Raw genomic sequence first — 23,266 nt, forward strand, 5'->3', positions numbered from 1 at the left:
GTGGTGACTTGCCTCGCTGCCGGGTACAACACATCCTAATCGGATGCTATTCCGCGCCCCGGCTGCGTCCACAGCGCGCACACAGCCGGGCTGGGGGCGGTCGGCGCCGGTTCGACCGGAAGCCGGTCAGCGCCGGAGGCGGGCGAAGACCGGGGCGAGGAAGCCGCGCAGTTCGTCGCTGCGCATCAGCAGGAGCAGTCCGAAGTAGACGACCGACATGGATGCGCCGATGACCAGCATCACGGCAATGGCCTGCGCCTTGCCCGACAGGGCGAAGCCGTTCTCGTGCGTGCCACCGAGAACGACGAGCAGAACGAGGCCGAGCACGATCGGGGGAACCGCCGCCACGAGGTACTTGACCAGGCTGCGCACGATGCGGCTGCCGTCGATCCCGCCGAGCCGCCGGCGCAGCAGCCAGGCGGCCAACCCGGCCTGGGCGATCCCGGACACCGTGACCGTGAGGGCGATGCCCGCCGCGATCCACGCGCTCGGCAGGAAGGCGCAGGCGAGCACTCCGATGATGACGAGGACGACCTGGAACAGGGTGAAGAAGAACGGCGTGCGGGTGTCGCCGAGCGCGTAGAACGTGCGTTGGACGACGAAGAGTACGCAGAAGGCGACCAGGCCGATCACGTAGGCGACGATCACGTTGCCGATGCCCTGCACCTGGCCGAACCGGGAGACGAAGACCGCGGCGAACGGGTAGGCGCAGACGGCGATCACGGCGGAGGCCAGCACGATGATCAGGGTCGTTCCGCGGATGGCGGATGAGGCATCCGTGCGCACCAGGTCGAGCTTGCCGACCGCTGCGTGCTCGCTCATCCGGGTGAAGTAGGCCGTGGCGACCGAGACGGTGATCACCGAATGGGGCAGCATGAAGATCAGCCACGCCGTGTTCAACACTGCGACGGATGCGTCGGTGTCGCCGGCCAGCGTGACCACCCGTGTCTCGACGATGCCGGCGACGGTGGTCAGCAGCAGCATTCCGAAGGTCCAGCTCGCCATCTTGCCTGCCGCGCCGAGGCCGACCCCGCGGAAGTGGAAGTCCGGACGGAAGCGCAGTCCGATCCGGTGCCAGAAGTAGAACAGCACGACCGCCTGCAGCACCACGCCGAGTGTGGCGCTTCCCGCCAGAAGAGCGATCATCACCGGGGTGAACTCGCCGGCCTGGCGCACGCCGTCCGGGTCGGCGCCGTAGAGCACGGCGAACACGACCAGGCCGGCGATCGCGACGACGTTGTTGAGCACAGGCACCCAGGTGAACGGGCCGAACGACTTGCGGGCGTTGAGCACCTCGCCCAGCACCGTGTACAGGCCGTAGAAGAAGATCTGAGGCAGGCACCAGAACGCGAAAGCGGTGGCCAGCGCCAGCGCCCCGGGCTTCATGTTCGGCGCGTAGAGCAGGGTCAGGACCGGGGCGAGCGCCGTGGCAACGACGGTCGTGACGCCGACGATGACGAGGGCGAGGGTGACGAGCTTGTTGATGTAGGCCGTGCCGCCGTCGGCGTGCAGGCTCGCCCGCACAATCTGGGGCACCAGCACCGCCGTCAGCACACCGCCGGCGACGATCACGTACACGGTGTTCGGCAGCTGGTTGGCGACGGCGAACGCGTTGGTGCTCTGGCCGACCTGGCCGATCACGCCGGCGAGCACGATCAGTTTGATGAAGCCGAGGATGCGGGACACGATCGTGCCCGAGGCCAGGAACGCGCTCGCGCGTCCGATGCTGCCGGTCTTAGGCATTCGGCTCCGTCCCGGCCGGGTTCGAGGAAGCCGGCCGGGCGGCGGCGTTCGGGTCGGTGGCAGTGCCGGGCTCGTCACGTTCCCGGCGACGGCGCAGGATGTTGCGCCACACGCCGAAGCCGAAGAACAGCACGACGGCGGCGGCGAAGATGAGCGACCCGAGGCCCTCCCAATCGGCGCGCACATTGATCGGGATGAGGGCCGGCTGGTTGATCATGGTGCCGGCCGGGGTGAACAGGGTCACCCGCAGGGTCACCGTCCCGTTCCCGACCGCCGAGGTCACGGGCACCAGCACGGTCCGGGCGGATTGTGCTTCGATCGTGGACTCGACGTCACTGCCGACCAGGAGGCGCCCGTTCGAGGGCACGACCTGCACCCGCACGGTGACGGCCTGGCCCAGCGTGTTGTCGAGCGTGACGGGGATGTCCACCTTGCTGCCCAGGACGTTGATCGGGCCCTTGGTCGAGACCGAGACGGAACGCAGCAGGGCGGAGGAATCGACCAGGCTGGTGCCGACGGCATCCCGCCAGCTGCCCGGCTGGGAAGCCCAGGAATTCGCCAGCAGCGAGAGCAGGGTCAGACGGTGCTCGGCGGTCACCGGCAGGGGGACGGTCAGGGCCGAGGAGAACGCCGCCACTTCGGACTCGCGTGCGAGCAATTGCTTGGCGAGTTCGGTGCGCGCGGCCGGTTCGGTGTGGCCCTCGAACGTGACGTCGGTGGTGGTGGCGGCGCGTGCGGCGGCCAGAGTGGCCGGGGCGTGCCAGCTGAGCGCCGCGAGGGCGTCGAGCGTCTGACTGAGTCGGGCGGCGCTCGGTGGCCAGCCCCGGTCGAAGGTGGCGAGCAGGGTGCGCGTCGTGCCGGGCTTCTCGGCCGAGACGACCGCGAGTTGCGAGCCGACCTCCGCCATGGCCTCACGCCAGGAATCGTCGGAGGTCGATGCGGCGGCCGTGCGCAGGGCCTTCGAAAGCGGATCGTCCATCACGAGCCCGGTGCCGGCGCCGTCACCGAGGGCGACTGCGGTGTTCGGGGTGACGTCGCTGTCGGACTGGCTCGCGTTGCTGCCGGCCAGGATCGTCGTGCCCAGGCCGCCGGCCGTGAAGGTGGGCAGGTCGGCGGCAGCAACGGACCCCTCGTGCGGCCACCCGATGTCGGTCGCCGTGTAGTTCCAGGCCAGCAGCTGTTCGGTGGTCGGGGCGGCTCCGCCGACCGGCCCCGCCGGTGGGGTGGGAGCGTCGGAGGGGGCCGGAGTGGTGGAGGGAACCGGCGGCGCGGTTGCTGTCTCCGTCGGGGCCGGCGTGCCTGTCGCGGTGGGGGTGGTGAACAGGGTGGGGTCGATCGCCTGGTCGAACGAGGTCGGTGCGAGAAGCGCCGCGGCCCCGGCCTGGGTCTGGAGGGAGAGGTCCGCATCTGCATAGCTGAGTGGGAATATTTCGTTTGTCGCCCGGGTCAGCCGGTCGAGCCAGGCGGTCGCGCTGGGTGGCGCCGAACTGCCCAGGATGCGGATGGACACGATGATCTGGGGGTCGATGGCGATGGCGACCGGCCGATCGATCACGCCCTCGAGCTGGCGGGTGAGCACACCCGTGGGACTGGTGAACGTCTCGAGCGCCTTTTCGGGGATCAGGCCCGTCGTCTGTTCCGGCGCGGTTATCGGCATGACCACCGCGACGTTCACCGGGGTCAGCTCCTCGTCCGAATACCAGACGAAGGTTCCCCGGCCCTGGGCCAGCACGTCGCCGCTGTCGGTCAGGGTGACCGCGATCCCGCGGGCACCCCAGGCGTTCCCGGTGGTGAGGCCGACGGAGTCGGCGGGAACGGTGACGGTGATGATCTCGGTGCTGTCCGGCTGCACGGGAGCCTTCATCGCCTCGCTCTTCATCAGGTCGCCCGGCTTCCCCGCCTTCTCCGGGCGGAGCCAGTTGTTGAGGGCGGAACGGCTGGTCAGCGCGCGCTCGGCTAGATAGAGGTCGATCGTGCCGGGAGCGATCGGATCGGCGGTCCCGTTCTTGATGGTGACCGTGAGGACGAGGTCTTCCCCGGCGTGCAATGGCTTCAGCGAAACCGGGGCAACGGCGATGCTCACCGAATTGGCCGGGACGGTACTGGAAGAGGCGTGTGCCCTGGCGGTGGAACTGGCGGCGGCCGGCAGGGCAGAGGCGGCGAGAGGCGATGCCACGGCCACCAGGAGGGCGAGAACGGCTCCGAGCAGTGCCCTGACCGGCCCGCGCCGACCAGCGCGCGGTTCGGGGAGCGCAGGCCGACGCGCAGGAATTGAGTCGGCCACCATGTAGGGGATTCTACGGCGTGCAGGCTGGGATATCCGGCCCGGGGCGGGCTGCGACGCGCCCAGCAACTAACATGGAGGTCATGCAGAGCGTCGCGACAGCCCTCACGCGGCTGGGCGACCTGGCTGCCACTCCCCCGGTTTCGGCCCTGGCGCACGCCTTCGCAGCGGCAGGCCACGAGCTTGCCCTGGTCGGCGGACCGGTCAGGGACGCGTTCCTCGATCGCGCGATCAACGACCTCGACTTCACCACGGATGCCACCCCGGATCAGATCCTTGAGATCGTGAAGCCGATCTCAGACGCCCAGTGGGACATCGGCCGGGCCTTCGGCACCATTGGGGCCAGGGTCGCCGGTGAGACCGTCGAGATCACCACCTACCGGGCAGACAGCTACGACGGGCAGACCCGCAAGCCCGAGGTCGTCTTCGGCCGGAGCCTCGAGGACGATCTGCTCCGCCGCGACTTCACGGTGAACGCCCTGGCCCTCCGCCTGCCCGGCCTCACCCTCGTCGACCCGGCGAACGGGATCGACGACCTGCTCGCCGGGGTCCTGCGCACTCCGATCTCGCCCGAGGTGTCATTCGGCGACGACCCGCTGCGGATGATGCGGGCCGCCCGGTTCACGGCCCAGCTGGGCTTTCGACTCGACCTCGACACCGCGGCGGCGATGGAGGCGATGGCCGACAGCATCCGCAACATCTCGGCCGAACGCGTCTGCGAGGAACTGTCCAAGCTCCTCCGCTCGGAGAGCCCGCACGTCGGCCTGGAACTGCTGGTCGAGTCCGGCCTCTTCGACCGGGTGCTTCCCGAGATCCCCGCGCTACGGCTCGAGGTCGACGAGCACCACCATCACAAGGACGTCTACCAGCACACGCTCACCGTGCTCGATCAGGCGATCGGCTATGAGAAGTCCCGCGGCGGCTTCGACGGGCCCGACCTGATCGTGCGGCTGGCGGCGCTCCTGCACGACATCGGCAAGCCGGCCACCCGCAAGCTCGAACCGGGAGGGGTGGTCAGTTTCTACCATCACGACCTGGTCGGCTCGAAGCTGGCCAAGAAGCGGCTGCGTGCCCTGCGCTTCGACAATGACACCATCGCCGCCGTCTCCAAGCTGATCGAACTGCACCTGCGATTCTTCGGCTACAGCGAGGGAGCCTGGACCGACTCGGCGGTGCGCCGTTACGTGCGGGATGCCGGCGACCAGCTCGAACGCCTGCACATCCTGACCCGCGCCGACGTGACCACCCGGAACCGGCGCAAGGCCGACCGCCTGGGCTTCGCCTACGACGACCTCGAGCAGAGGATCCGCGAGCTCGCCGAGCAAGAGGAGATGGCCGCGGTGCGCCCGGACCTCGACGGGGAACAGATCATGGCGATTCTCGGCGTGCGCCCGGGGCGTGAGGTGGGCGAGGCCTACCGGTACCTGCTGGAACAGCGCCTCGATGACGGGCCGTTGGGCGAGGACGAGGCAACGCGCCGGTTGCAGGCCTGGTGGGCAGGGCGTGGCGAGTAACCGCCGGAGACGTCACCCCGGCATCCGTCGGCGCAACACGGTCACCGGCTACGCGCTGCTCGCGCCCAGCCTGTTCGGGGTCGTGTGTTTCATGCTGCTGCCCGTGCTGGTGGTCGTGTGGCTCAGTTTCCAGAGCTGGGACCTGATCGGCCCGATCGGCTTCGTCGGCCTGGACAACTACCGCTCTGTGCTGTCGGACGGCGTGTTCGGCAATTCCCTGCTCGTGACCATCCTGTTCGTGGCCCTCGTGGTTCCGATCCAGACCCTGATCGGGCTGGGCGCGGCCTCGCTGCTCACGAGGGACCTGCCAGGCTCCGCGTGGTTCCGCACCATCTACGTGCTGCCGTGGATCTGCGCCCCGCTCGCCCTCGGCGTGGTCTGGAAGTGGATCCTCGCACCCACGGACGGCGCGCTGAACACCCTGGTCGGGGCAAGAATCGAATGGCTGAGCGACCCCGCACTCGCCCTGCCGACCGTGGCCGCCGTCGTGATCTGGACCAACGTGGGATACGTCACCCTGTTCTTCATGGCGGGGCTGCTCAACATCCCTGAGCAGATCCTGGAGGCGGCGCGGATCGACGGCGCAGGGCCGGTGGCCCTGTTCTGGCAGATCAAGATCCCGCTGCTCCGCCCCACCATGTTCTTCGTGCTCGTCACGACCGTGATCTCCGCCTTCCAGGTGTTCGACCAGGTCTACGCGCTGACCCAGGGCGGCCCCGCCCACACGACGGATGTCGTCGCCGCTCGGATCTACTACGAAGCGTTCAGCGCGTTCGACCTGGGCCGTGCCGCCGTGATGGCGGTCGTCCTGCTCGTCGTCCTGGTCGTCATCACCCTCGCGCAGCAGCTCTACTTCCGCAGGAGGGTCACCTATGAAATGGACTAGGACCGCCGGCATCTACCTGGTGCTCGGCCTCGGGGCCGCGTTCACCCTGGCCCCCTTCCTGCTGAGCATCCTCACCGCCTTCAAGACTCGGGAGCAGTTCGCCGGGCAGTCCGTGCTGGCCTGGCCGGATCCGTTCACCGTCGACAACATCGTGCGGGTCCTGGCCGGACCGGCCGAGTTCGGCCGCGCCGTGCTGGTCACCCTGCTCGCGGCCGTGCTGATCCTGATCGGCCAGCTGGTCTGCTCGATCCTCGCTGCCTACGCGTTCGCCCGGGTGGACTTCCCGGGCCGCCAGGTGTTGTTCTGGGTCTACCTGTCGACGCTGATGATCCCGCCCGTGGTGCTGATCATCCCGCTCTACCTGATGATGACGCAGGCCGGGCTGCGCAACTCGTTCTGGAGCCTCGTGCTGCCGTTCGCGTTCGCCTCCCCCTACGCGGTCTTCCTCCTGCGGGAGTATTTCCGGGGCATCCCGCAGGAGCTGATCGACGCGGCCAGGCTCGACGGGGCGAACACCCTCGACGTGCTGGTGGAGATCGTCGTGCCGTTGTCGAAGCCGATCATCGCGACCCTGACCCTGATCACGATCGTCAGCCACTGGAACAGCTTCATGTGGCCGCTCGTGGTCACCACCGGCCCGCAGTGGCGGGTGGTCACCGTGGCGACGGCGTCCCTGCAGAGCCAGTTCAACGGCAACTGGACCCTCGTGATGGCCGCGACCACGCTGGCCCTGGTGCCCCTGCTGGTGCTCTTCCTCGTCTTCCAGCGGCAGTTCGTGCGTTCCATCACCATCTCCGGATTTAAGTAGGCTTAGGGCTTCCCGGCTTCGGCCGGACTCCCCCGAAGGACACCAATGCCCAAGCGTTCAACAGTCATCGCCGCCAGCGCGCTTGCCGCGGTGCTCGTCATAGCCGGGGCGGTGACGGCACTGACCGTCGGCGGCCAGGCCTCCGCCGCAAAGACGAAAGTGACCGTGCGGCTGTGGGATGACCAGGTCGCCAAGGCGTATGAGGCATCCTTCGCCGCTTTCGAGAAGAAGAACCCGGACATCGACGTGACGGTGACCGTGATCCCGTGGGCCGACTACTGGACGAAACTGCGCACCGACGTGGCCGGCAAGAATGTCGACGACGTCTTCTGGGTGGACGGCGGCGACTACCCGGCCTATGCCGACGCCGGAGCACTGTTGAACATCGACAAGGCGCTGGGCGCGGATGCCGCGGCCGCCTGGTCCCCGGCCGTCGTCAAGCAGTACACCCGGGACGGTGTGCTCTGGGGGGTGCCGCAGCTCGCCGACCCCGGCATCGCCGTGTACTACAACGCCGACCTGCTCGCCGAGGCGGGCCTGACTCCGGCCGACGTCGCGGACCTCCGCTGGGACCCGACCGGCGCCGCGGACACGCTGCTGCCGACGCTGAAGAAGCTGACGAAGGACACCAACGGGACCACGGCCGACAGCCCCGGCTTCGACGGAACCAGCCTGGCGCAGTACGGCTACAACGCCGGTTACGACCTGCAGGCCATGCTGCTGAACTACGTCGCCTCCGGCGGGGCGACCTTCCAGGACGGCGAGGAGTACTCTTTCGCGTCCCCGAAGGGGACGGCGGCGTTCCAGTACCTCGTCGACCTGATCAACACCGCTCACGTGGCGCCGTCGGCGGCCGACACGAACACCAACGGCGACTTCAGCCGCGACCAGTTCCTGCAGGGCAAGATGGCGCTGTTCCAGAGCGGCGTCTACAACCTCGCCAACGTCAACGACGGCGCCTCCTTCCCCTGGGGCGTCACCCGGCTCCCTTCCGGCCCGGCCGGAGCGATCAGCGGCGTGGACGGCATCGTGGCCGCCGGCAGCACCTCCTCCGCCCATCCCGCCGAGACGAAGAGAGTGCTCGAATGGCTCGGCAGCGCCCGGGGATCGAGCTACATCGGCGCCAACGGGTCCGCGTCCCCGGCCGTCACGGCCGCCCAGGCCGACTACACCGCCTACTGGGCCGCCAGGAAGGTGGACATCAAAGCGTTCTACGACGTGCTCGAGAACGGCTCCGCGCCCGCCATCACGGGCGGCGGCTGGCCCGCCGCCGACAACGCGATGCGACCGCTGCTCCAGGAGGTCTTCCTCGGCCGCACTCCCGTCGCCGAGGGTGTGAAGGCCGCGCAGGACGCCGCCAACGCCGCCGTGGCCAAATAGGCGCAGCGCGGTCCGCTCTGCGGAGCCTCTTTCTCCCTACGCTTCTGCCGGGGCTCGGCTCCAGTTCGCCGACAGATACCTTTTCGGTCGAGCCCGACCGGTACGTCCGTCGGACTCGACCGGAACGGTAGAACTCGACGCCCAGGGGGTGGTCCTCCACAAGGGGCAACCTCGGGCTGGTGTGCACGAGGGCGGCTGGCTCCGGTGCTGATGAGCACCACGTCGCCATGATCGGCGGGTGGACACACGCGACTTCCTGCATCCGACAGCCCTGTCCCTGACGCGCCGCCGCAGCCTCGTCGGGCTGGACGGACGCGATCTCCGCCGCGGGCGTGAACGAGGCGAACAGGTCCGGATGCTGCGGGGCGTCTACGTCCCCGCCGACGTGTGGCAGGCGGCCGACGACGACGAACAGTACCTGATGCGCATTCAGGCGGCCGTGCTGACGCGGCGCAGCCAGCCGGTGCTTTCCCACCACTCGGCAGCTCGCGTGTGGGGTCTGCCGATAGTGGGCCCGTGGCCTGCCGAGGTGCATTTCCTCCTCCCCGCCGGCACCAAGCGACGGACCCACGCTTGGGTCGTCTGGCACCACGACAATTTCTGTGACGACGAGGTCGTCGAGTTGGACGGCTATCTGGTCACCAGCCGCCTGCGCACGATGGTCGATCTCGCACGCACGACTCCTTTCGCCTCCGCTGTGGCTACTCTCGACGCCGGGCTTCGCTCGCCCTATCTCCTGCCGACCGGGGAACGTAGCGAGACGATCGCCCAGGACGAGCTCCGGGAGGCCGTGGCACGGCTCGGGTCCGCGCGCGGATGCCGCGCCGCCCGCGTTGCCGCCGACTTCGCCGACGGGGAGTCGGGTTCGACGGGAGAATCAGTCAGCCGAGCGAACATCCACCTCAGCGGCATGCCCGCTCCTCTGCTCCAGGTCGTCTACCCGATTCCCGGCGGCGGCGAGGACAGGGTCGACTTCACCTGGGAGGCACGCCACCACATCCGTCAGTTGACCCTGCTCGGTGAGTTCGACGGCAAGGTGAAATACACCCGCGACCAATACCTCGCCGGCCGGACCATTGAAGAGGTCGTCTGGATCGAAAAGGTCAGGGAGGACCGACTCCGGGCCCCGAATCGGGGAATGGCTCGCTGGCTCTGGGCCGTTGCGGTGAGTCCGACGAGACTCCGGACCCTGCTCATCGCCGCCGGGCTGAGGCCTGAGCGGTGACCTTCCGCGGCCAATCCGCCCTTTGCGGTCGAGACCGACCGGTCCGCAGGTCGGTCTCGACCGAAAAGGTGGATCTCGGCGGCAGGGAGAGGCGAATCGTCGGCGCGGAGGGCGCCGGGTCGGAGCGGTGGCGAACTGGCGCGGCATCCGGTAGTCTTGGCAGGTTGTCTGCGCGCCGGAATCCCGGCCTCCGCGTTCGACACATGCACAACCCTCCTGTTGCAGAGATTCTGCAGCCGTTTAGTCCGAAGGAGGTGGGTTAGTCATGCATCAGTACGAGTTGATGGTTATCCTCGATCCCGAGATCGATGAGCGCACCGTAGCTCCCAGCCTTGACAAGTTCCTCAACGTTGTTCGCAACGATGGTGGAACGATTGACAAGGTTGACGTTTGGGGTCGCCGCCGTCTCGCATACGAGATCAACAAGAAGACCGAGGGCATCTATGCCGTCGTCGACTTCACCGCGAACGCTTCTGCGACGGCCGAGCTCGACCGCCAGTTGAAGCTGTCCGAGGCAGTCATGCGCACCAAGGTTCTCCGCGCAGAAGAAGGCATCGCCCAGGTTGCCGTCGCGAGCAAGCTTGCCGCCGAGAAGGCCGCCCGCAAGGCAGCCAACCCGAAGGTCATCGCAGCCAAGGCTGAAGCCGCCGCTGCCGCTCCCGCCGCCAAGGTCGCCGCATCCGTGAAGCCCGCATCGGCATCCGCCGCCGCGGCCGTCAAGGCTGCTCCTGCCAAGGTCGACGCTCCTGCCGCGACGGAAGCCGACGCTCCCGCCGCTGCCGTGCCCGCCGACAAGGCAAGCGACAAGTAGCCCATGGCCGGCGAGACCGTAATCACCGTAGTGGGCAACCTCACCAGCGACCCGGAGCTGCGTTACACGCAGAACGGACTGGCGGTTGCCAACTTCACCATCGCATCCACTCCGCGCAATTTCGATCGCGCATCGAGCGAGTGGAAAGATGGTGAGTCGTTGTTCCTGCGTGCGAGCGTCTGGCGTGAATTCGCCGAGCACGTTGCAGGGTCACTGACCAAGGGTTCCCGAGTCATCGCTACCGGGCGTCTCAAGCAGCGTTCGTATGAGACGAAGGAAGGCGAGAAGCGCACGAGCATGGAGCTTGAGATCGACGAAATTGGTCCTTCGCTGCGCTACGCCACCGCTTCGCTCACCCGCGCGCAGTCATCGTCCTCTCCCCGTGGCGGCGGCGCGCCTGCCGTCTCCGGGAACGACGAGCCCTGGGCAGCCACCGCCCCCGCCGCGAACACCGGCGGAGACGTGTGGAACACTCCGGGCAACTTCAGCGACGAGACACCCTTCTAAGCCAGGCCCCCGGGCAGCTGGCTGAAAAACTCTTCTTAAGAAAGTAAGGAAATCATGGCTGGAAAGTCGAGCGGCGACCGCCGCAAGCCGCTCCGCGGAGCTAAGGGTGGCAAGAATGCCGCTCCCGCGAAGTCGATCCGGGTTGGTGTCATCGATTACAAGGATGTCCCCACCCTTCGCAAGTTCATCTCCGAGCGTGGAAAGATCCGCGCCCGCCGCATCACCGGTGTCTCCGTCCAGGAGCAGCGTCTGATCGCCCGTGCCGTCAAGAACGCCCGTGAAATGGCGTTGTTGCCTTACGCCGGCTCAGGCAGGTAGGGAACCCACATGTCAAAAATCATTCTGACGCACGAGGTCTCCGGCCTCGGAGCACCCGGTGACATCGTCGAGGTCAAGAACGGGTACGCCCGTAACTACCTCTACCCGCAGGGGTTCGCCGTGTCCTGGACCCGCGGTGGCGAGAAGCAGATCGAACAGATCAAAGCAGCTCGCGTAGCCCGTGAGCACGCCACCCTCGAAGAGGCGCAGGCACTCAAGGCCGCACTCGAGAACGCCAAGGTCAAGCTGGTCGTCAAGGCCGGCGAAGGCGGACGCCTCTTCGGGTCCGTCAAGCAGTCCGACGTGGCCGAGGCAGTCGCGGCTGCCGGACTCGGTGCCATCGACAAGCGCAAGATCGAGCTCAGCCCGGTCAAGATGACCGGTGAGCACAAGGCAACGGTTCGTCTTCGTGACGAGCTCAGCGCGACCATCACCCTCCTGGTGGTAGCCGCAAAGTAAGCCTGCGGAACGAAAGTAGCGGTGGGGTCCGAAAGGACCCCACCGTTACTCCTTTTTAACCCCCGCGTATCCCCCTACTTCGGGGGCATTTCAGATGCTGAAAGCGAGCTTTTGTACACAGGGCACGTCTCATAATCCCAACGTTCAAGGCGTAGTTGAGACAAGTTTTTACACACAGCTGTGAATAGATTTAAATGCAGGTCAAATGCCATTTTTCGACACAAGCTCTTAAGTTGTCCACAGATGAGTGCACAGCTTGTGCACACGACACACGGCGTTTCGCCCAGATTCTCCACAGTCTTATCCACAGGGTGGTTTGGTCCCTGTGAAGACGCGTCCGTATCGTGGGCACGCGGCCGATTCATGGTGTGCACGGGGTGCGGACAGGTGTTGTCGGTGGGCCCTGATAGACCAGCACCGGGAATAGAAGGAGGCACGGGTGTCGATCGCTCACTTGGGTCTGGCAGACAAGCGCGGAGCAGATGCGCGCGGCGGAGCCGAGACCCGGCACACGGAGCGCACCCTCCCCCACGACCTCCTCGCAGAGCAGAGTGCCCTCGGCGGAATGATGCTCAGCAAAGATGCCGTCGCCGACGTCGTCGAGACCGTCCGGGCCGCGGACTTCTACATCCCCAAACACGAGATCATCTTCGACGCGATCCTCTCGCTCTACGCGCAGGGTGAGCCGACCGACGTCATCGCGGTCACCGACGAGCTCACCAAGCTCGGCGAACTGTCCAGGGCCGGCGGCGCCGACTACCTGCACACCCTCACCAGCCTGGTTCCGACCGCGGCCAACGCGGGCTTCTACTCCTCGATCGTCGCCGAACGGGCGTTGCTGCGCCGACTGGTCGAGGCGGGCACCCGCATCGCCCAGATGGGCTACTCCGGCGAGGGCGAGGTGCTCGACCTGGTGAACACGGCCCAGGCCGAGATCTACGCCGTCACCGGCGGCACAGAAACCGAAGACTACGTGCCGTTGACGGATGCCGTGACGGCCGCCATCGACGAGATCGAGGCCGCCAAGCTCAAGGACGGCCAGATGACCGGGGTGCCGACCGGCTTCGCTGACATGGACGAGCTCACCAACGGCTTCCACCCTGGCCAGTTGATCATCGTGGCGGCCCGCCCGGCCCTCGGCAAGTCCACACTGGCCCTCGACTTCGCCCGGGCCGCGTCGATCAAACACGACATGCCCAGCATCTTCTTCTCCCTGGAAATGGGCCGCAGCGAGATCGCGATGCGCCTGCTCGCCGCCGAGGCCTCCGTACCGCTGCAGAGCATGCGCAAGGGATCTGTCGACGCCCGGGACTGGACCACGATCGCGGCCACCCGCGGCCGCATCAATGACGCCCCGCTCTACATCGACGACAGCCCCAACATGACGCTGGTCGAGATCCGGGCCAAATGCCGTCGGCTCAAGCAGCGCGTCGGCTTGAAAATGGTCATCATCGACTACCTGCAGCTGATGACGTCAGGCAAGAAGGTGGAGTCCCGCCAGCAGGAGGTCAGTGAGTTCTCGCGGGCGCTCAAGCTGATGGCCAAGGAACTACAGGTTCCCGTGATCGCGCTGTCCCAGCTGAACCGTGGCCCCGAACAGCGTGCAGACAAGATGCCTGCCATCTCCGACCTCCGAGAGTCCGGCTCGCTCGAGCAGGATGCCGACATGGTCATCCTCCTGCACCGCGAGAGCGCCTACGAGAAAGACAATCCGCGCGCGGGCGAGGCCGACCTCATCGTTGCCAAGCACCGCAACGGTCCCACCCGCACGGTCACGGTCGCGTTCCACGGCCACTACTCGCGCTTCGCGGACATGGTGCCGGGGGCCTAACAACCCGGGCACCGGACCGTCCGGAGGGTTCCAGGTTCACCGGACTCCCAGCCATCCCCGTCATTCCATTCCCGCACCGGTACCCATTCCCGCATCGGTACGCGGTGGCGACGCGCGCGTGCGATCATATTCGCCGAGCGGCAAACGATCACCGCTACGCTACGAATGGGGCGTAAGTGCCGCGCAAGCGTTCGGAACGGTCCGTGCTCGCTCGTGGCTGGGCGCCACGGAGGAGACGCGCGTGAAGGTTGGCATCGGTCGAGAGCGACATGAGGGCGAACGCCGCGTTGCGGCAACACCGGAGACGGTGCTCCAGATGACGGCGCTCGGCGTCGAGGTTCTGATCGAATCCGGGGCCGGTGTCGAGGCAGGTCATCCCGACGCCGCCTACACGGAGGCCGGGGCATCCGTCGTCGCTGAGCTTCCGCTCGCCGAGGTCGACGTGTATTGCCACGTGCGACCGCTCAGCCCGGAGCGCGCGGCGCAACTCCACCCCGACCAGATCACCATCGGCCTGGCCGCGCCGGCCGCCGAGCTGCCCACCGTGGCAGCCCTCGCGCAGGCCGGGGTCACCGCCTTCGCCCTCGAACTGGTGCCGCGCATCTCCCGGGCCCAGTCAATGGATGCCCTCACCTCCCAGGCCCTCGTCGCCGGCTACCGCGTCGTGCTCGAGGCCGCCATCCGTTTCCCCCGGTTCTTCCCGCTCTACATGACCGCGGCCGGAACGATCCCGCCCGCCCGCGTGCTCGTGCTCGGGGCCGGAGTCGCCGGCCTGCAGGCCATCGCCACCGCCAAGCGCCTGGGCGCCCGCGTGTCCGCATACGACGTGCGACCGGCGTCGGCCGACGAGGTCACCTCGATGGGCGGAACCTTCATCACGCTCGACCTGGACGCCATCGAGGGGGTCGGCGGATACGCCCGCGAGCTCAGCGAGGACCGTGCCGTGCGCCAGCGCGACCTGCTCGCTCCCCACGTGGCCGCCGCCGATGTGCTGATCACCACGGCCGCGATCCCGGGCCGCCCGGCACCCCTGCTGGTGACGCGCGAGATGGTCGCCGGCATGCGGATGGGCTCGGTCGTCATCGACCTGGCCGCCGAATCCGGCGGCAACGTCGAGGGTGTCGTCGCCGGGCAGGACGTCTTCGTGCGCACCAGCGCCGACGACGGCGTGGTCACCCTGGTCGGCATGAAGGACCCGGCGTCGACCATGCCTGCCGACGCCTCCCGGCTCTACGCCAAGAACGTGGCCAACCTCCTCGCCCTGATGACGCACGGCGGGCAGGTCTCCCCCGACTTCACCGACGAGGTCATCGCCGGCGCCTGTCTCACCCACGCCGGCGAGGTGCGACACGCGCCGACCGCGGCGGCACTGACCGCCGCAGCATCGAACGGAGAACACTGATGGATCCCGTCACCCTGCTGACCGTCGTCGTCCTGGCGGTGTTCGTCGGCTTCGAGGTCGTCTCCAAGGTCTCGAGCACCCTGCACACGCCCCTGATGAGCGGCGCGAACGCGATCCACGGCATCATTCTGATCGGTGCCATCACGGTCGCCGGTCAGAGCCTGAACCCGTGGCTGCTCACGGTCGCCCTGATCGCCGTCGTGCTCGCGACCGCCAACCTGGTCGGCGGCTTCGTCGTCACCGACCGGATGCTCAAGATGTTCGCCCCCCGCAAACCGGCCGGCGCTGACGCGAAGGACGCAAAGAAATGAGCCTGCTCTCCCCCGAGTGGACCGGCCTGCTCTACCTGGTCGCCGCAGTCTGCTTCATCCTCGCCCTGCGCGGGCTGTCGTCTCCGAAGACCGCCCGACGCGGCAACCTGATCGGAGCCGCGGGCGCGCTGCTCGCCGTCGTCACGGTGTTCCTCTCCGCCCGGATCGAGAACATCCCGGCTATCCTGATCTCCATCGCCGTCGGTTCGGCGATCGCCGCCCCGGTCTCCCGCCGGGTCGAGATGACGCAGATGCCCCAGCTCGTCGCGCTGTTCAACGGCGTCGGCGGAGGAGCGGCCGCCCTCGTCGCGATGCTCGAGCTCGGCAACAGCGGCGAGCCGTGGGCCAAGGTGGCCGTGGTCTTCACGATGCTCGTCGGCGCCGTCTCGTTCTCCGGGTCGGCCGTCACCGTCGGCAAGCTGCAGGGCCTGATCAGCTCCCGCCCGCTCGTCTTCCCGGGGCTCGCTCTTGTGATGGGCGCAATCGTGCTCGTGGCCCTCGTCGCCGGCGGTTTCGTCGTCGCGACCGGCGCCGCGCTCTGGGCGGTCATCCTCCTCGCCATCGGCCTCATCGCAGGTGCCCTGCTCGTGCTGCCGGTCGGCGGCGCCGACGTTCCGATCGTCATCTCGCTGCTCAACGCGTTCACCGGCCTTGCGGTCGCCGCCTCCGGCATCGTGCTCGGCAACCTGCTTCTCGTCGTGGCCGGCACCCTCGTCGGCGCGAGCGGCACCATCCTCACCCGGGCCATGGCCTCGGCGATGGGCCGCGGGGTCAGCGGCATCCTCTTCGGCGCGTTCAAGGGCGGCTCGACGGCGGGGTCGACCACCCAGAGCGACCGCCCGGTGCGCACGTCCAACCCCGAGGACGTGGCGGTGCTGCTCAACTACGCCCAGCGGGTCGTGATCGTGCCCGGCTACGGCCTCGCCGTGGCGCAGGGGCAGCACACGATCGCCGAACTGGCCACCACGCTCGAGGCGCGCGGCGTGGAGGTCGTCTTCGCCATCCACCCGGTCGCCGGGCGGATGCCGGGCCACATGAACGTGCTGCTCGCCGAGGCGAACGTGCCCTACGAGTCGCTCCGGGAGATGGCCGAGGTCAACCCCGAGTTCAAGAACACCGACGTCGCCCTCGTCGTCGGGGCCAACGACGTCGTCAACCCCGCAGCGAAGACGTCTCCCGGCTCACCGATCTACGGCATGCCGATCCTCGACGTCGGCGAGGCCCGCCAGGTCGTCTTCCTCAAGCGGTCGATGCGCCCGGGCTTCGCCGGGATCGAGAACGAGCTTCTCTACGACCCGAAGACCAGCCTGCTCTTCGGCGACGCCAAGGACTCGCTGACCAAGATGCTCGGCGCCGTCAACGCCCTGTGAACGTCGGGGCGGTCCAGCCACGCGCAGCCTGACCGGAGGCGCGCCGCGTAGACTGAACCAGTCCTAACCCGTTACGAAAGAGGTTGCCGCGTGGCGAACGTCCAGGCAGTCAGCGCCGTCGGCGCCCGGTACTGGACGGTCCCGATCGTGCGCGCGGCGCTGGCCCTCGTGCCGGCCGCAGCGATCACGTTCAACGCGAACCACTCGGCCGAATTCGGCCTCTTCGCGTTCGGCGCCTTCGCCCTGCTCAGCGGCCTGGCGGTGGGCGTGCTCAGCCGCCGCACCCTGGCCGACCCGCGGGACCGCTCCCTGTTCCTTGTCCAGGGTTCCGTGGGCGTGACCGCCGGCACGATTGCCCTGGTCTTCCACGGCGGCGGGCTCGGTTTCTTCCTCTACCTCGTCACCGTATGGGCGGCCGTGACCGGCTTCGCCGAGCTGTACAGCGGCATCCGTGCCCGCCGCCGCGACCCGGGCGACCGCGACTGGATGCTGGTCGGCTCGCTGACCGCGGTGCTCGCCCTCGTCTTCCTGCTCCTGCCGCCGAACGCCGTCGTCTCCGTCGGCCTGTTCGGTGCCTACCTCGTGCTGCTCGGCGTCTACCTCGTCATCGCCGGGCTCTCACTCAAATGGGCGACGCCCGCCGCGCGCGTCGACCCGGCACCACCCAACGATTCGGACACCCTGTGACCCAGAACACCCCCCGCAAGCCCAGCCGCTCCGAACTCCTGAAGCCGCTCGAACTCGTCGGCCTGTCCGGCGTGATGGCGCTCTTCCTCGGGCTGGTGATCCTGATGAGCACGCGCGAACCCGTTCTGGCCGTGATCGGCTTCGGCGTGACCTTCATCGTCGTGCTCGTCGTGATCGCGATGCTCGTGCTCGGCATGAAGCCGAATGACGCCGAGAAGACCGATCTGGACGAGCAGAACAAGGGCCTCTGACCTCGGCCGCGGGTGGTGCGGCCGCGCGGGCGGCACACCACCCGCGCGGCACGACCGTCAGGGCAGGTAGTCGACCAGGGAGTCAGCGAGCCCGACATACGCGGCAGGAGTGAGCGCCAGCAGCCGCGCCTTGGCCTCCTCGCCGATCTCGAGCCCGGTGACGAAGGCCACCAGGTCGGCCTGGTTGATGCGCTTCCCGCGGGTGAGCTCCTTGAGCAGCGCGTACGGGTCCGCGATCGTGGACCGGCCGGCCGAGACCTCGGCCCGGATCACGGTCTGGATCGCCTCGCCGAGGATCTCCCAGTTCGAGTCCAGGTCGCTCGCCAACAGGGTGCGATCGATGTCGATCTCCCCGAGGCCGCGCACGATGTTGTCGAGGGCCAGTAGGGAGTGGCCGAAGCCCACGCCGATGTTGCGCTGCGTGGTCGAGTCGGTCAGGTCCCGCTGCAGCCGTGAGGTGACGAGGGTGGCGGCGAGCGAATCGAGGATCGCGCTGGACAGCTCGAGGTTGGCCTCCGCGTTCTCGAAACGGATCGGGTTGATCTTGTGCGGCATGGTCGACGATCCCGTGGCGCCGGCCTGAGGGATCTGCCGGAAGTAACCGAGGGAGATGTAGGTCCAGACATCCGTGGCCAGGTTGTGCAGCACCCGGTTGGCGTGGGAGACCTTCGAATAGAGCTCTGCCTGCCAGTCGTGGGATTCAATCTGGGTGGTGAGCGGGTTCCAGGTCAGGCCGAGTGCCTCGACGAACTCGCGCGACACGGTCGGCCAGTCCACGGCAGGGTCCGCGGCGACATGCGCGGCGAACGTTCCGGTCGCGCCGCTGAACTTGCCGAGATACTCGTTGACGGCGATCTGCTTGTCCAGGCGTTCGAGCCGGTAGACGAACACCGCGAGTTCCTTGCCGACGGTGGTCGGTGTGGCCGGCTGGCCGTGGGTGCGGGCGAGCATGGCATCGGCCCGGTACTCCAGGGCGCGCAGGCGGAGGGCGTCGATGGTGGCCCGGAACTTCGGCAGCCATACCTCGCGGACGGCTTTGCTCACCGTCAGGGCGTAGGAGAGGTTGTTGATGTCCTCGCTGGTGGCCGCGAAATGGGTGAGTTCGCTGATGTGGTCGAGGCCCAGCGCGCTGAGACGGCGACGGACCAGGTACTCCACGGCCTTCACGTCGTGGCGGGTGGTGGCCTCCAGCACGGCGAGTTCGTCGATCTCGGCCTGGCCGAACCCGGTGACCAGGCCGCGCAGCCCCGCCTTCTGATCGGCGGTGAGCGGGGCGGACCCGAACAGGCTGCGGTCGGTGAGCGTGATCAGCCATTCCACTTCGACCTGCACCCGGGCGCGATTGAGGCCGGCCTCGGACAGGTACTCCCCCAGTTCGGTGACGGCGGCTCGATAGCGGCCATCGAGTGGGCTGAGGACCTGGGGCGGTAGTGGACTCATCGGACTCCCTGTCTGATTGCGGGCGCGAGTTGCGCGAAGAGCGCGTGGTTTGCCCTCTCAATCATGCCTAAAACCGAGTCAAACAGCGCATCGTCGGAATAGTAGGGGTCCGGCACGTCGAGGAGGGGCGCCTGTTCCGGGTCGAAACTGAGCAGCAGGCGCACCTTGCTGCGGTCGCGATCGGTCGTCGCCCAGTTGTGCAGGATGCGTTCCTGCGCCCGGTCCAGCACGACAACGAGGTCGAGGTCGGCGTACCAGTCCGGGTCGAACTGGCGGGCGCGATGGTGGCTTCCGTCGTAGCCCCGGCGGGCGAGTGCGGCGATCGTGCGGGCGTCGGCCTGCTCGCCCACATGCCAGTCCCCCGTGCCGGCGGAACTCGTGGCGATCAGCCGGCCGAGACCGGAGCGGGTGACCAGGTCGCGCAGTGTCACCTCGGCCATCGGCGAGCGGCAACTGTTCCCGGTGCAGACGAAGATTATCCGGAAGGGCGTCGACTCATCAGGGGAGAGCGCCGCAAAACTCATGCCTCCATTGTGGTCCCCGTCTCCTCCTCCACATACCCCCGTCGGGCGGACATCGGGTGAATTCCTTGCGCGGCCGTCCGGCGCCGGGCCCGGTGTGCTTCGCTGGGCAGCCAACCAGGGAGGCGCCGCCGTGATCCAAACCGGCTCGATCGTGCTCGTCGACCCCGCCCGGCGCGAGAGACGGCTGGCCGAGCTGCGTCACCGACGGTTGCTGCTGGGCGGGCTCCGGGACGACGTCGACCTCGCCTGGCGGGCGCTCGTCCCCGCCGACCTCGACGGTTCCTGGCGTTCGGCTGCCCAGCGCGGCTACGCCGAGCGTCGCCGGGAGCTCGCGGACGGGCTCCGCCGAGCCTGCCAGGACCTCGACGACGCGCAGGCGGCCGTCGAGGCGGCGATCGCCGCGGTCACGGCATCCGCGTGACGGGGGTCGACGCGGCCGGGCGCTCGGTCCCCGGCGGCGAGGGTGGGAGCTCCTCAGCAGACCTGATCGTCTCCGGCGGCGGCAGCCTGGTCGCCACCGACGTGCTGCTGGCCGAGGCGGTGACGCTGCGCGCGCTGCAGTCGGCGGCCGGCGGCTGGCGGGAACGGCTGGAACGCATCCGGGTGCTCGACTCGGAGCCGGTCCCGGCGCCGCAGTGGTCAGGGAACGACGTCGGAATGAGCGTGTTCGAGGCCGAACGAGCCGTGCACGAGGTCGGCGAGAGGAGCGGGGCCCTGGCCGACGCCCTGGTCTGCGCGGCAGAGGGCTACGGCCGGGCCGAGCGGTCGGCGGAGTACCTAGGCGGGCTGGGCGGGGTGTGGCTCGGCTACCTGGTCGGACGGGTGGCGCCGTTCCTCGCACTTTCCGCGGTGCCGGCCCTCACCGCTGGAGCGGTCGGCTGGTTCCTCGGCAGCCTGCTGGCCGGCAGCCGCCCCGGGGCCGCGCCGGAGGCGGCGGCGCGATGGTTCGCCGAGAATCCCCGGGCGCTGACCAACCCTGTCCTGCCCGCCGTGCTTCGCGTGCTCGTGTCGTCGGTCGACGACGGGGCGGCCGGGGTGGCGACGGTGCCGTTCCCCGTGTCGTTCGCGCTCGGCGACCAGGGCGCCGGGCTGCTCGGCGTGACGACGTCCGCAGCCGGGGTGCTGGCGGTCGCCCGCCCGCTCGGCCTGCTCAGGGAGACCGGCGTCACGGTCGACCGGGTCGGCCGGCCCGCGCCGGTCCGCCCGCCGGCCGGGTTCCGTGAGCTGGCCGCGCGCATCCCGGCGTCCGCCGCCGGCGGCGCGCAGGTGCGGGTCGAGCGCTACGGTCCGGCGGGCGCCGCGGCCTGGGTCGTCTACAGCGGCGGCACGGCCGAGTGGAGCCCGGGCGTCACCGCGGAGCCGTGGGACCTCAGCTCGAACGTCGCCGCCGTGGCCGAGCAGGGCGCCGGGTCCTACCGGGCAGTCGTGGAGGCCATGCGCGAGGCCGGGGTGCGACCGGCCGACCCGGTGGTGCAGGTCGGACACTCCCAGGGCGGGCTGGTCGCCAGCCAGGTGGCGGCATCCGGTCAGTTCAACACCGTCATGATCGCGACCTTCGGAGCCCCGAACGGCCAGGTCGAGGTTCCGGCAGGCCTGGCCGCCGTGGCCGTCGAGCACGCCGACGACATCGTGCCGGCGCTCGGCGGGATCGGGGCGCGGGCGGAGGAGCGCCTGGTCGTGCGCCGGGAGGTGTTCGCCACGGAGCCGGTACGCGCCGACCTGGCCCTGCCGGCCCACGCCCTCACCGCGTACCGGGAGACGGCGCGGTTGATGGATGCCTCGCCGGAGCCACGGCTGCGGGAGTTCCGTTCGGCGCTCGGAACGGTGCTCGGCGGCGAGCCGGGGTCGATGTCACGGTGGCGGGGGGTGCGGGCGCCCGGGAAGTGACCCGGTTCGGCCGCCGGCATGCGACCGGGGCGGTATACCGGGGCCGGTCTACCGGCGGGTCGTGGCCGGCCGGGCCAGCAGCCCGAGCAGCCAGCTGACGACGCCGAGCACGAGCGCACCCAGCACACCCCAGCCGAAGCTGTCGACGACGAGTCCGAAGCCGAGAAGGCCGGAGATCCAGGCGACCAGCAGCAGGAGCAGACCATTGACGACGAGCGCCAGCAGGCCCAGGGTGAGGACGTAGAGCGGGAAGGCGACCACGCGCACGAACCCGCCGACCACCCCGTTCACGATGCCGAAAATGAGGGCGATCAGCAGGTAGCTGATCAGCACGGCGGCCGTATCCGGCGCGTACGGCACCACGTGCACTCCGACCACGAGCAGGGTCGTGATCCACAGGGCGACGGCGTTGAGGATCAGCTTGATCAGGAATCTGGCCATGCCCCCCACTATGGCACCGGATGCCGTGGGCCGCACCGCATTGCACTGTCTGCATATGCCCCGGCGTAGAATCGGCGAGTGAGCCCATCAGACCAGCCATCGGTCCGCCTGCGCCCCGAGATTGTCGCCCTTCCGGCCTATAAGCAGGGACAGGCCGCCGCGGCCACGGCGTTCAAACTCTCGAGCAACGAGAACCCCTTCGACCCGCTGCCCGGCGTCATCGAGGCCGTCAGCGCCGAGACCGCCTACAACCGGTACCCGGATGCCTCGGCCCTCGCCCTGCGTGAGCGTCTCGCCGCCAAGTACCAGGTCGGTGTCGACGAGGTCCACGTCGGAGCCGGATCGGTTGCCCTGCTGGCGCAGTTCATCCTCGCGGCGGCCGGACCCGGCGACGAGGTGCTGTACTCCTGGCGGTCCTTCGAGGCCTACCCCAGCCTCGTCACCGTCGCCGGCGCGACCAGTGTGCGCGTACCGAACCGGGACGATCACGGGCACGACCTGCCGGAGATGGCCGCCCGGATCACCGAGCGCACCCGCGTCGCCATCGTCTGCAGCCCGAACAATCCCACCGGCACCATCGTCACCTCGGACGAGTTCGAGGCGTTCATGGCCGTCGTGCCGAACAACCTCCTGGTCCTGCTCGATGAAGCCTACGCCGAATTCGTCACCGACCCCGAGGCGGTCACGGGCCTGCCGCTGCTGAAGCGCTACCCGAACCTCGTCGTGCTGCGCACGTTCTCGAAGGCGTACGGCCTCGCGGGCCTGCGTGTCGGCTACGCGCTGGGTCCGGTGCCGATCCTCGACGCCGCCCGCGCAACCGCGATCCCCCTGTCGGTCACCGGAGTCGCCGGCGCGGCCGCCATCGCCTCCCTCGCGGCATCCGACCAGCTGTTGAGGCGGGTGCGCACCATTACGGAACGCCGGGACGCGGCCTGGCGGGCGCTCACCGAGCAGGGCTGGAACATCCCCGCACCCCAGGGCAACTTCATCTGGCTGCCCGCCGGCGAGGAAACCACCGACATCGCCGACGTCCTGTCCGCGGTCGGACTGGTCGTGCGTCCGTTCCCGCCGGAAGGCATCCGGATCTCGATCGGCGAGGAAGAATCTGTGGAAAAGCTCGTATGCATGTGCGCAGATATTGTCGATGATCTACCAACGGGGCATCCGGCCCGGCGGATAGGTTAGGA

22 protein-coding genes and 1 pseudogene are annotated in these 23,266 nt (G+C 68.6%); 18 read left to right on the plus strand and 5 right to left on the minus strand.

Annotated elements, in window-relative coordinates:
• Positions 1–126: 126 nt before the first annotated feature.
• Together murJ and IWX89_RS12590 are read right to left on the minus strand one after the other, a co-directional pair.
• A complete protein-coding gene (gene murJ / locus IWX89_RS12585; RefSeq protein ID WP_196903896.1) occupies positions 127–1,743 on the minus strand; it encodes a murein biosynthesis integral membrane protein MurJ in 1,617 nt (538 codons plus the stop codon).
• A complete protein-coding gene (locus tag IWX89_RS12590; RefSeq protein WP_231383241.1) occupies positions 1,736–4,030 on the minus strand; it encodes a DUF6049 family protein in 2,295 nt (764 codons plus the stop codon). Before IWX89_RS12590 ends, murJ begins: the two co-directional genes overlap by 8 nt.
• Positions 4,031–4,110: 80 nt before the next feature.
• On the opposite strand from IWX89_RS12590, the gene IWX89_RS12595 reads away from it, so the two are divergent.
• The 15 genes and pseudogenes from IWX89_RS12595 to IWX89_RS12665 all read left to right on the plus strand — a co-directional run bounded on the left by IWX89_RS12595 (position 4,111) and on the right by IWX89_RS12665 (position 17,787).
• A complete protein-coding gene (locus IWX89_RS12595; RefSeq protein ID WP_196903898.1) occupies positions 4,111–5,541 on the plus strand; it encodes a CCA tRNA nucleotidyltransferase in 1,431 nt (476 codons plus the stop codon).
• Entirely contained in the window at positions 5,531–6,427 is an 897-nt protein-coding gene (locus IWX89_RS12600) for a sugar ABC transporter permease (protein ID WP_307836545.1), read from the plus strand. The genes IWX89_RS12595 and IWX89_RS12600 overlap by 11 nt, the downstream gene beginning before the upstream one ends.
• A complete protein-coding gene (locus IWX89_RS12605; protein WP_196903900.1) occupies positions 6,414–7,235 on the plus strand; it encodes a carbohydrate ABC transporter permease in 822 nt (273 codons plus the stop codon). Before IWX89_RS12600 ends, IWX89_RS12605 begins: the two co-directional genes overlap by 14 nt.
• Positions 7,236–7,280: 45 nt before the next feature.
• The gene (locus IWX89_RS12610) at positions 7,281–8,615 is read left to right on the plus strand and encodes a sugar ABC transporter substrate-binding protein (RefSeq protein ID WP_196903901.1); all 1,335 of its coding nucleotides are present in this window, start codon (positions 7,281–7,283) and stop codon (positions 8,613–8,615) included.
• A 238-nt stretch (positions 8,616–8,853) separates the two neighbouring features.
• Positions 8,854–9,840, plus strand: coding sequence for a hypothetical protein (locus IWX89_RS12615; protein ID WP_196903902.1), 987 nt, complete (start codon positions 8,854–8,856; stop codon positions 9,838–9,840).
• 265 nt (positions 9,841–10,105) lie between these two features.
• Positions 10,106–10,474 (plus strand): annotated as a pseudogene (rpsF, locus tag IWX89_RS19035) (30S ribosomal protein S6); the annotation flags it as partial.
• A 180-nt stretch (positions 10,475–10,654) separates the two neighbouring features.
• On the plus strand, positions 10,655–11,158 hold the full coding sequence (locus tag IWX89_RS12625; protein WP_134509532.1) for a single-stranded DNA-binding protein: 504 nt from the start codon (positions 10,655–10,657) through the stop codon (positions 11,156–11,158).
• A 54-nt stretch (positions 11,159–11,212) separates the two neighbouring features.
• Positions 11,213–11,476 (plus strand): 30S ribosomal protein S18, encoded by a 264-nt coding sequence (gene rpsR / locus IWX89_RS12630; protein WP_035835236.1) that lies wholly within the window; start codon positions 11,213–11,215, stop codon positions 11,474–11,476.
• 9 nt (positions 11,477–11,485) lie between these two features.
• Positions 11,486–11,935, plus strand: coding sequence for a 50S ribosomal protein L9 (gene rplI, locus IWX89_RS12635; RefSeq protein WP_134540375.1), 450 nt, complete (start codon positions 11,486–11,488; stop codon positions 11,933–11,935).
• A gap of 439 nt (positions 11,936–12,374) precedes the next feature.
• Positions 12,375–13,766, plus strand: coding sequence for a replicative DNA helicase (gene dnaB, locus IWX89_RS12640; protein WP_134509528.1), 1,392 nt, complete (start codon positions 12,375–12,377; stop codon positions 13,764–13,766).
• A 241-nt stretch (positions 13,767–14,007) separates the two neighbouring features.
• Positions 14,008–15,168: a Re/Si-specific NAD(P)(+) transhydrogenase subunit alpha gene (locus IWX89_RS12645; RefSeq protein WP_196903903.1), complete on the plus strand. Its 1,161-nt coding sequence runs from the start codon at positions 14,008–14,010 to the stop codon at positions 15,166–15,168.
• The gene (locus tag IWX89_RS12650) at positions 15,168–15,479 is read left to right on the plus strand and encodes an NAD(P) transhydrogenase subunit alpha (protein ID WP_196903904.1); all 312 of its coding nucleotides are present in this window, start codon (positions 15,168–15,170) and stop codon (positions 15,477–15,479) included. The genes IWX89_RS12645 and IWX89_RS12650 overlap by 1 nt, the downstream gene beginning before the upstream one ends.
• Positions 15,476–16,849, plus strand: a complete 1,374-nt coding sequence (locus tag IWX89_RS12655) for an NAD(P)(+) transhydrogenase (Re/Si-specific) subunit beta (protein ID WP_196903905.1) — start codon at positions 15,476–15,478, stop codon at positions 16,847–16,849. The genes IWX89_RS12650 and IWX89_RS12655 overlap by 4 nt, the downstream gene beginning before the upstream one ends.
• Positions 16,850–16,939: 90 nt before the next feature.
• Entirely contained in the window at positions 16,940–17,536 is a 597-nt protein-coding gene (locus tag IWX89_RS12660; RefSeq protein WP_196903906.1) for a DUF308 domain-containing protein, read from the plus strand.
• On the plus strand, positions 17,533–17,787 hold the full coding sequence (locus IWX89_RS12665; RefSeq protein WP_134509518.1) for a hypothetical protein: 255 nt from the start codon (positions 17,533–17,535) through the stop codon (positions 17,785–17,787). Before IWX89_RS12660 ends, IWX89_RS12665 begins: the two co-directional genes overlap by 4 nt.
• Positions 17,788–17,844: 57 nt before the next feature.
• On the opposite strand, the gene purB is transcribed toward IWX89_RS12665, so the two are convergent.
• Complete coding sequence (gene purB, locus IWX89_RS12670; protein ID WP_196903907.1) at positions 17,845–19,227, minus strand: adenylosuccinate lyase; 1,383 nt, start codon at positions 19,225–19,227, stop codon at positions 17,845–17,847.
• The gene (locus tag IWX89_RS12675; protein WP_196903908.1) at positions 19,224–19,751 is read right to left on the minus strand and encodes a low molecular weight protein-tyrosine-phosphatase; all 528 of its coding nucleotides are present in this window, start codon (positions 19,749–19,751) and stop codon (positions 19,224–19,226) included. Before IWX89_RS12675 ends, purB begins: the two co-directional genes overlap by 4 nt.
• Before the next feature lie 130 nt (positions 19,752–19,881).
• Between IWX89_RS12675 and IWX89_RS12680 the strand changes: the two genes are divergently transcribed.
• Both IWX89_RS12680 and IWX89_RS12685 read left to right on the plus strand, forming a co-directional pair.
• Positions 19,882–20,172, plus strand: coding sequence for a hypothetical protein (locus IWX89_RS12680; protein WP_196903909.1), 291 nt, complete (start codon positions 19,882–19,884; stop codon positions 20,170–20,172).
• Positions 20,169–21,638, plus strand: a complete 1,470-nt coding sequence (locus IWX89_RS12685) for a hypothetical protein (RefSeq protein WP_196903910.1) — start codon at positions 20,169–20,171, stop codon at positions 21,636–21,638. The genes IWX89_RS12680 and IWX89_RS12685 overlap by 4 nt, the downstream gene beginning before the upstream one ends.
• A 48-nt stretch (positions 21,639–21,686) precedes the next feature.
• On the opposite strand, the gene IWX89_RS12690 is transcribed toward IWX89_RS12685, so the two are convergent.
• Positions 21,687–22,079 (minus strand): phage holin family protein, encoded by a 393-nt coding sequence (locus tag IWX89_RS12690; protein WP_196903911.1) that lies wholly within the window; start codon positions 22,077–22,079, stop codon positions 21,687–21,689.
• Between the two features lie 78 nt (positions 22,080–22,157).
• On the opposite strand from IWX89_RS12690, the gene IWX89_RS12695 reads away from it, so the two are divergent.
• Positions 22,158–23,264: a histidinol-phosphate transaminase gene (locus IWX89_RS12695; protein ID WP_196903912.1), complete on the plus strand. Its 1,107-nt coding sequence runs from the start codon at positions 22,158–22,160 to the stop codon at positions 23,262–23,264.
• The last annotated feature ends 2 nt before the right edge of the window (positions 23,265–23,266 follow it).

The organism is Cryobacterium sp. MP_M3 (genome assembly GCF_015752155.1).
Classification (GTDB): domain Bacteria; phylum Actinomycetota; class Actinomycetes; order Actinomycetales; family Microbacteriaceae; genus Cryobacterium.

Bases quoted from the DNA above. Each gene is read 5' to 3' on its own strand.
- IWX89_RS12595 (WP_196903898.1), top strand. From the start codon at position 4,111: ATGCAGAGCGTCGCGACAGCCCTCACGCGGCTGGGCGACCTGGCTGCC.
- IWX89_RS12610 (WP_196903901.1), top strand. From the start codon at position 7,281: ATGCCCAAGCGTTCAACAGTCATCGCCGCCAGCGCGCTTGCCGCGGTG.
- IWX89_RS12625 (WP_134509532.1), top strand. From the start codon at position 10,655: ATGGCCGGCGAGACCGTAATCACCGTAGTGGGCAACCTCACCAGCGAC.
- rplI (WP_134540375.1), top strand. From the start codon at position 11,486: ATGTCAAAAATCATTCTGACGCACGAGGTCTCCGGCCTCGGAGCACCC.
- IWX89_RS12590 (WP_231383241.1), bottom strand. From the start codon at position 4,030: ATGGTGGCCGACTCAATTCCTGCGCGTCGGCCTGCGCTCCCCGAACCG.
- rpsR (WP_035835236.1), top strand. From the start codon at position 11,213: ATGGCTGGAAAGTCGAGCGGCGACCGCCGCAAGCCGCTCCGCGGAGCT.
- purB (WP_196903907.1), bottom strand. From the start codon at position 19,227: ATGAGTCCACTACCGCCCCAGGTCCTCAGCCCACTCGATGGCCGCTAT.
- murJ (WP_196903896.1), bottom strand. From the start codon at position 1,743: ATGCCTAAGACCGGCAGCATCGGACGCGCGAGCGCGTTCCTGGCCTCG.
- IWX89_RS12655 (WP_196903905.1), top strand. From the start codon at position 15,476: ATGAGCCTGCTCTCCCCCGAGTGGACCGGCCTGCTCTACCTGGTCGCC.
- IWX89_RS12605 (WP_196903900.1), top strand. From the start codon at position 6,414: ATGAAATGGACTAGGACCGCCGGCATCTACCTGGTGCTCGGCCTCGGG.
- IWX89_RS12690 (WP_196903911.1), bottom strand. From the start codon at position 22,079: ATGGCCAGATTCCTGATCAAGCTGATCCTCAACGCCGTCGCCCTGTGG.
- IWX89_RS12650 (WP_196903904.1), top strand. From the start codon at position 15,168: ATGGATCCCGTCACCCTGCTGACCGTCGTCGTCCTGGCGGTGTTCGTC.
- IWX89_RS12675 (WP_196903908.1), bottom strand. From the start codon at position 19,751: ATGAGTTTTGCGGCGCTCTCCCCTGATGAGTCGACGCCCTTCCGGATA.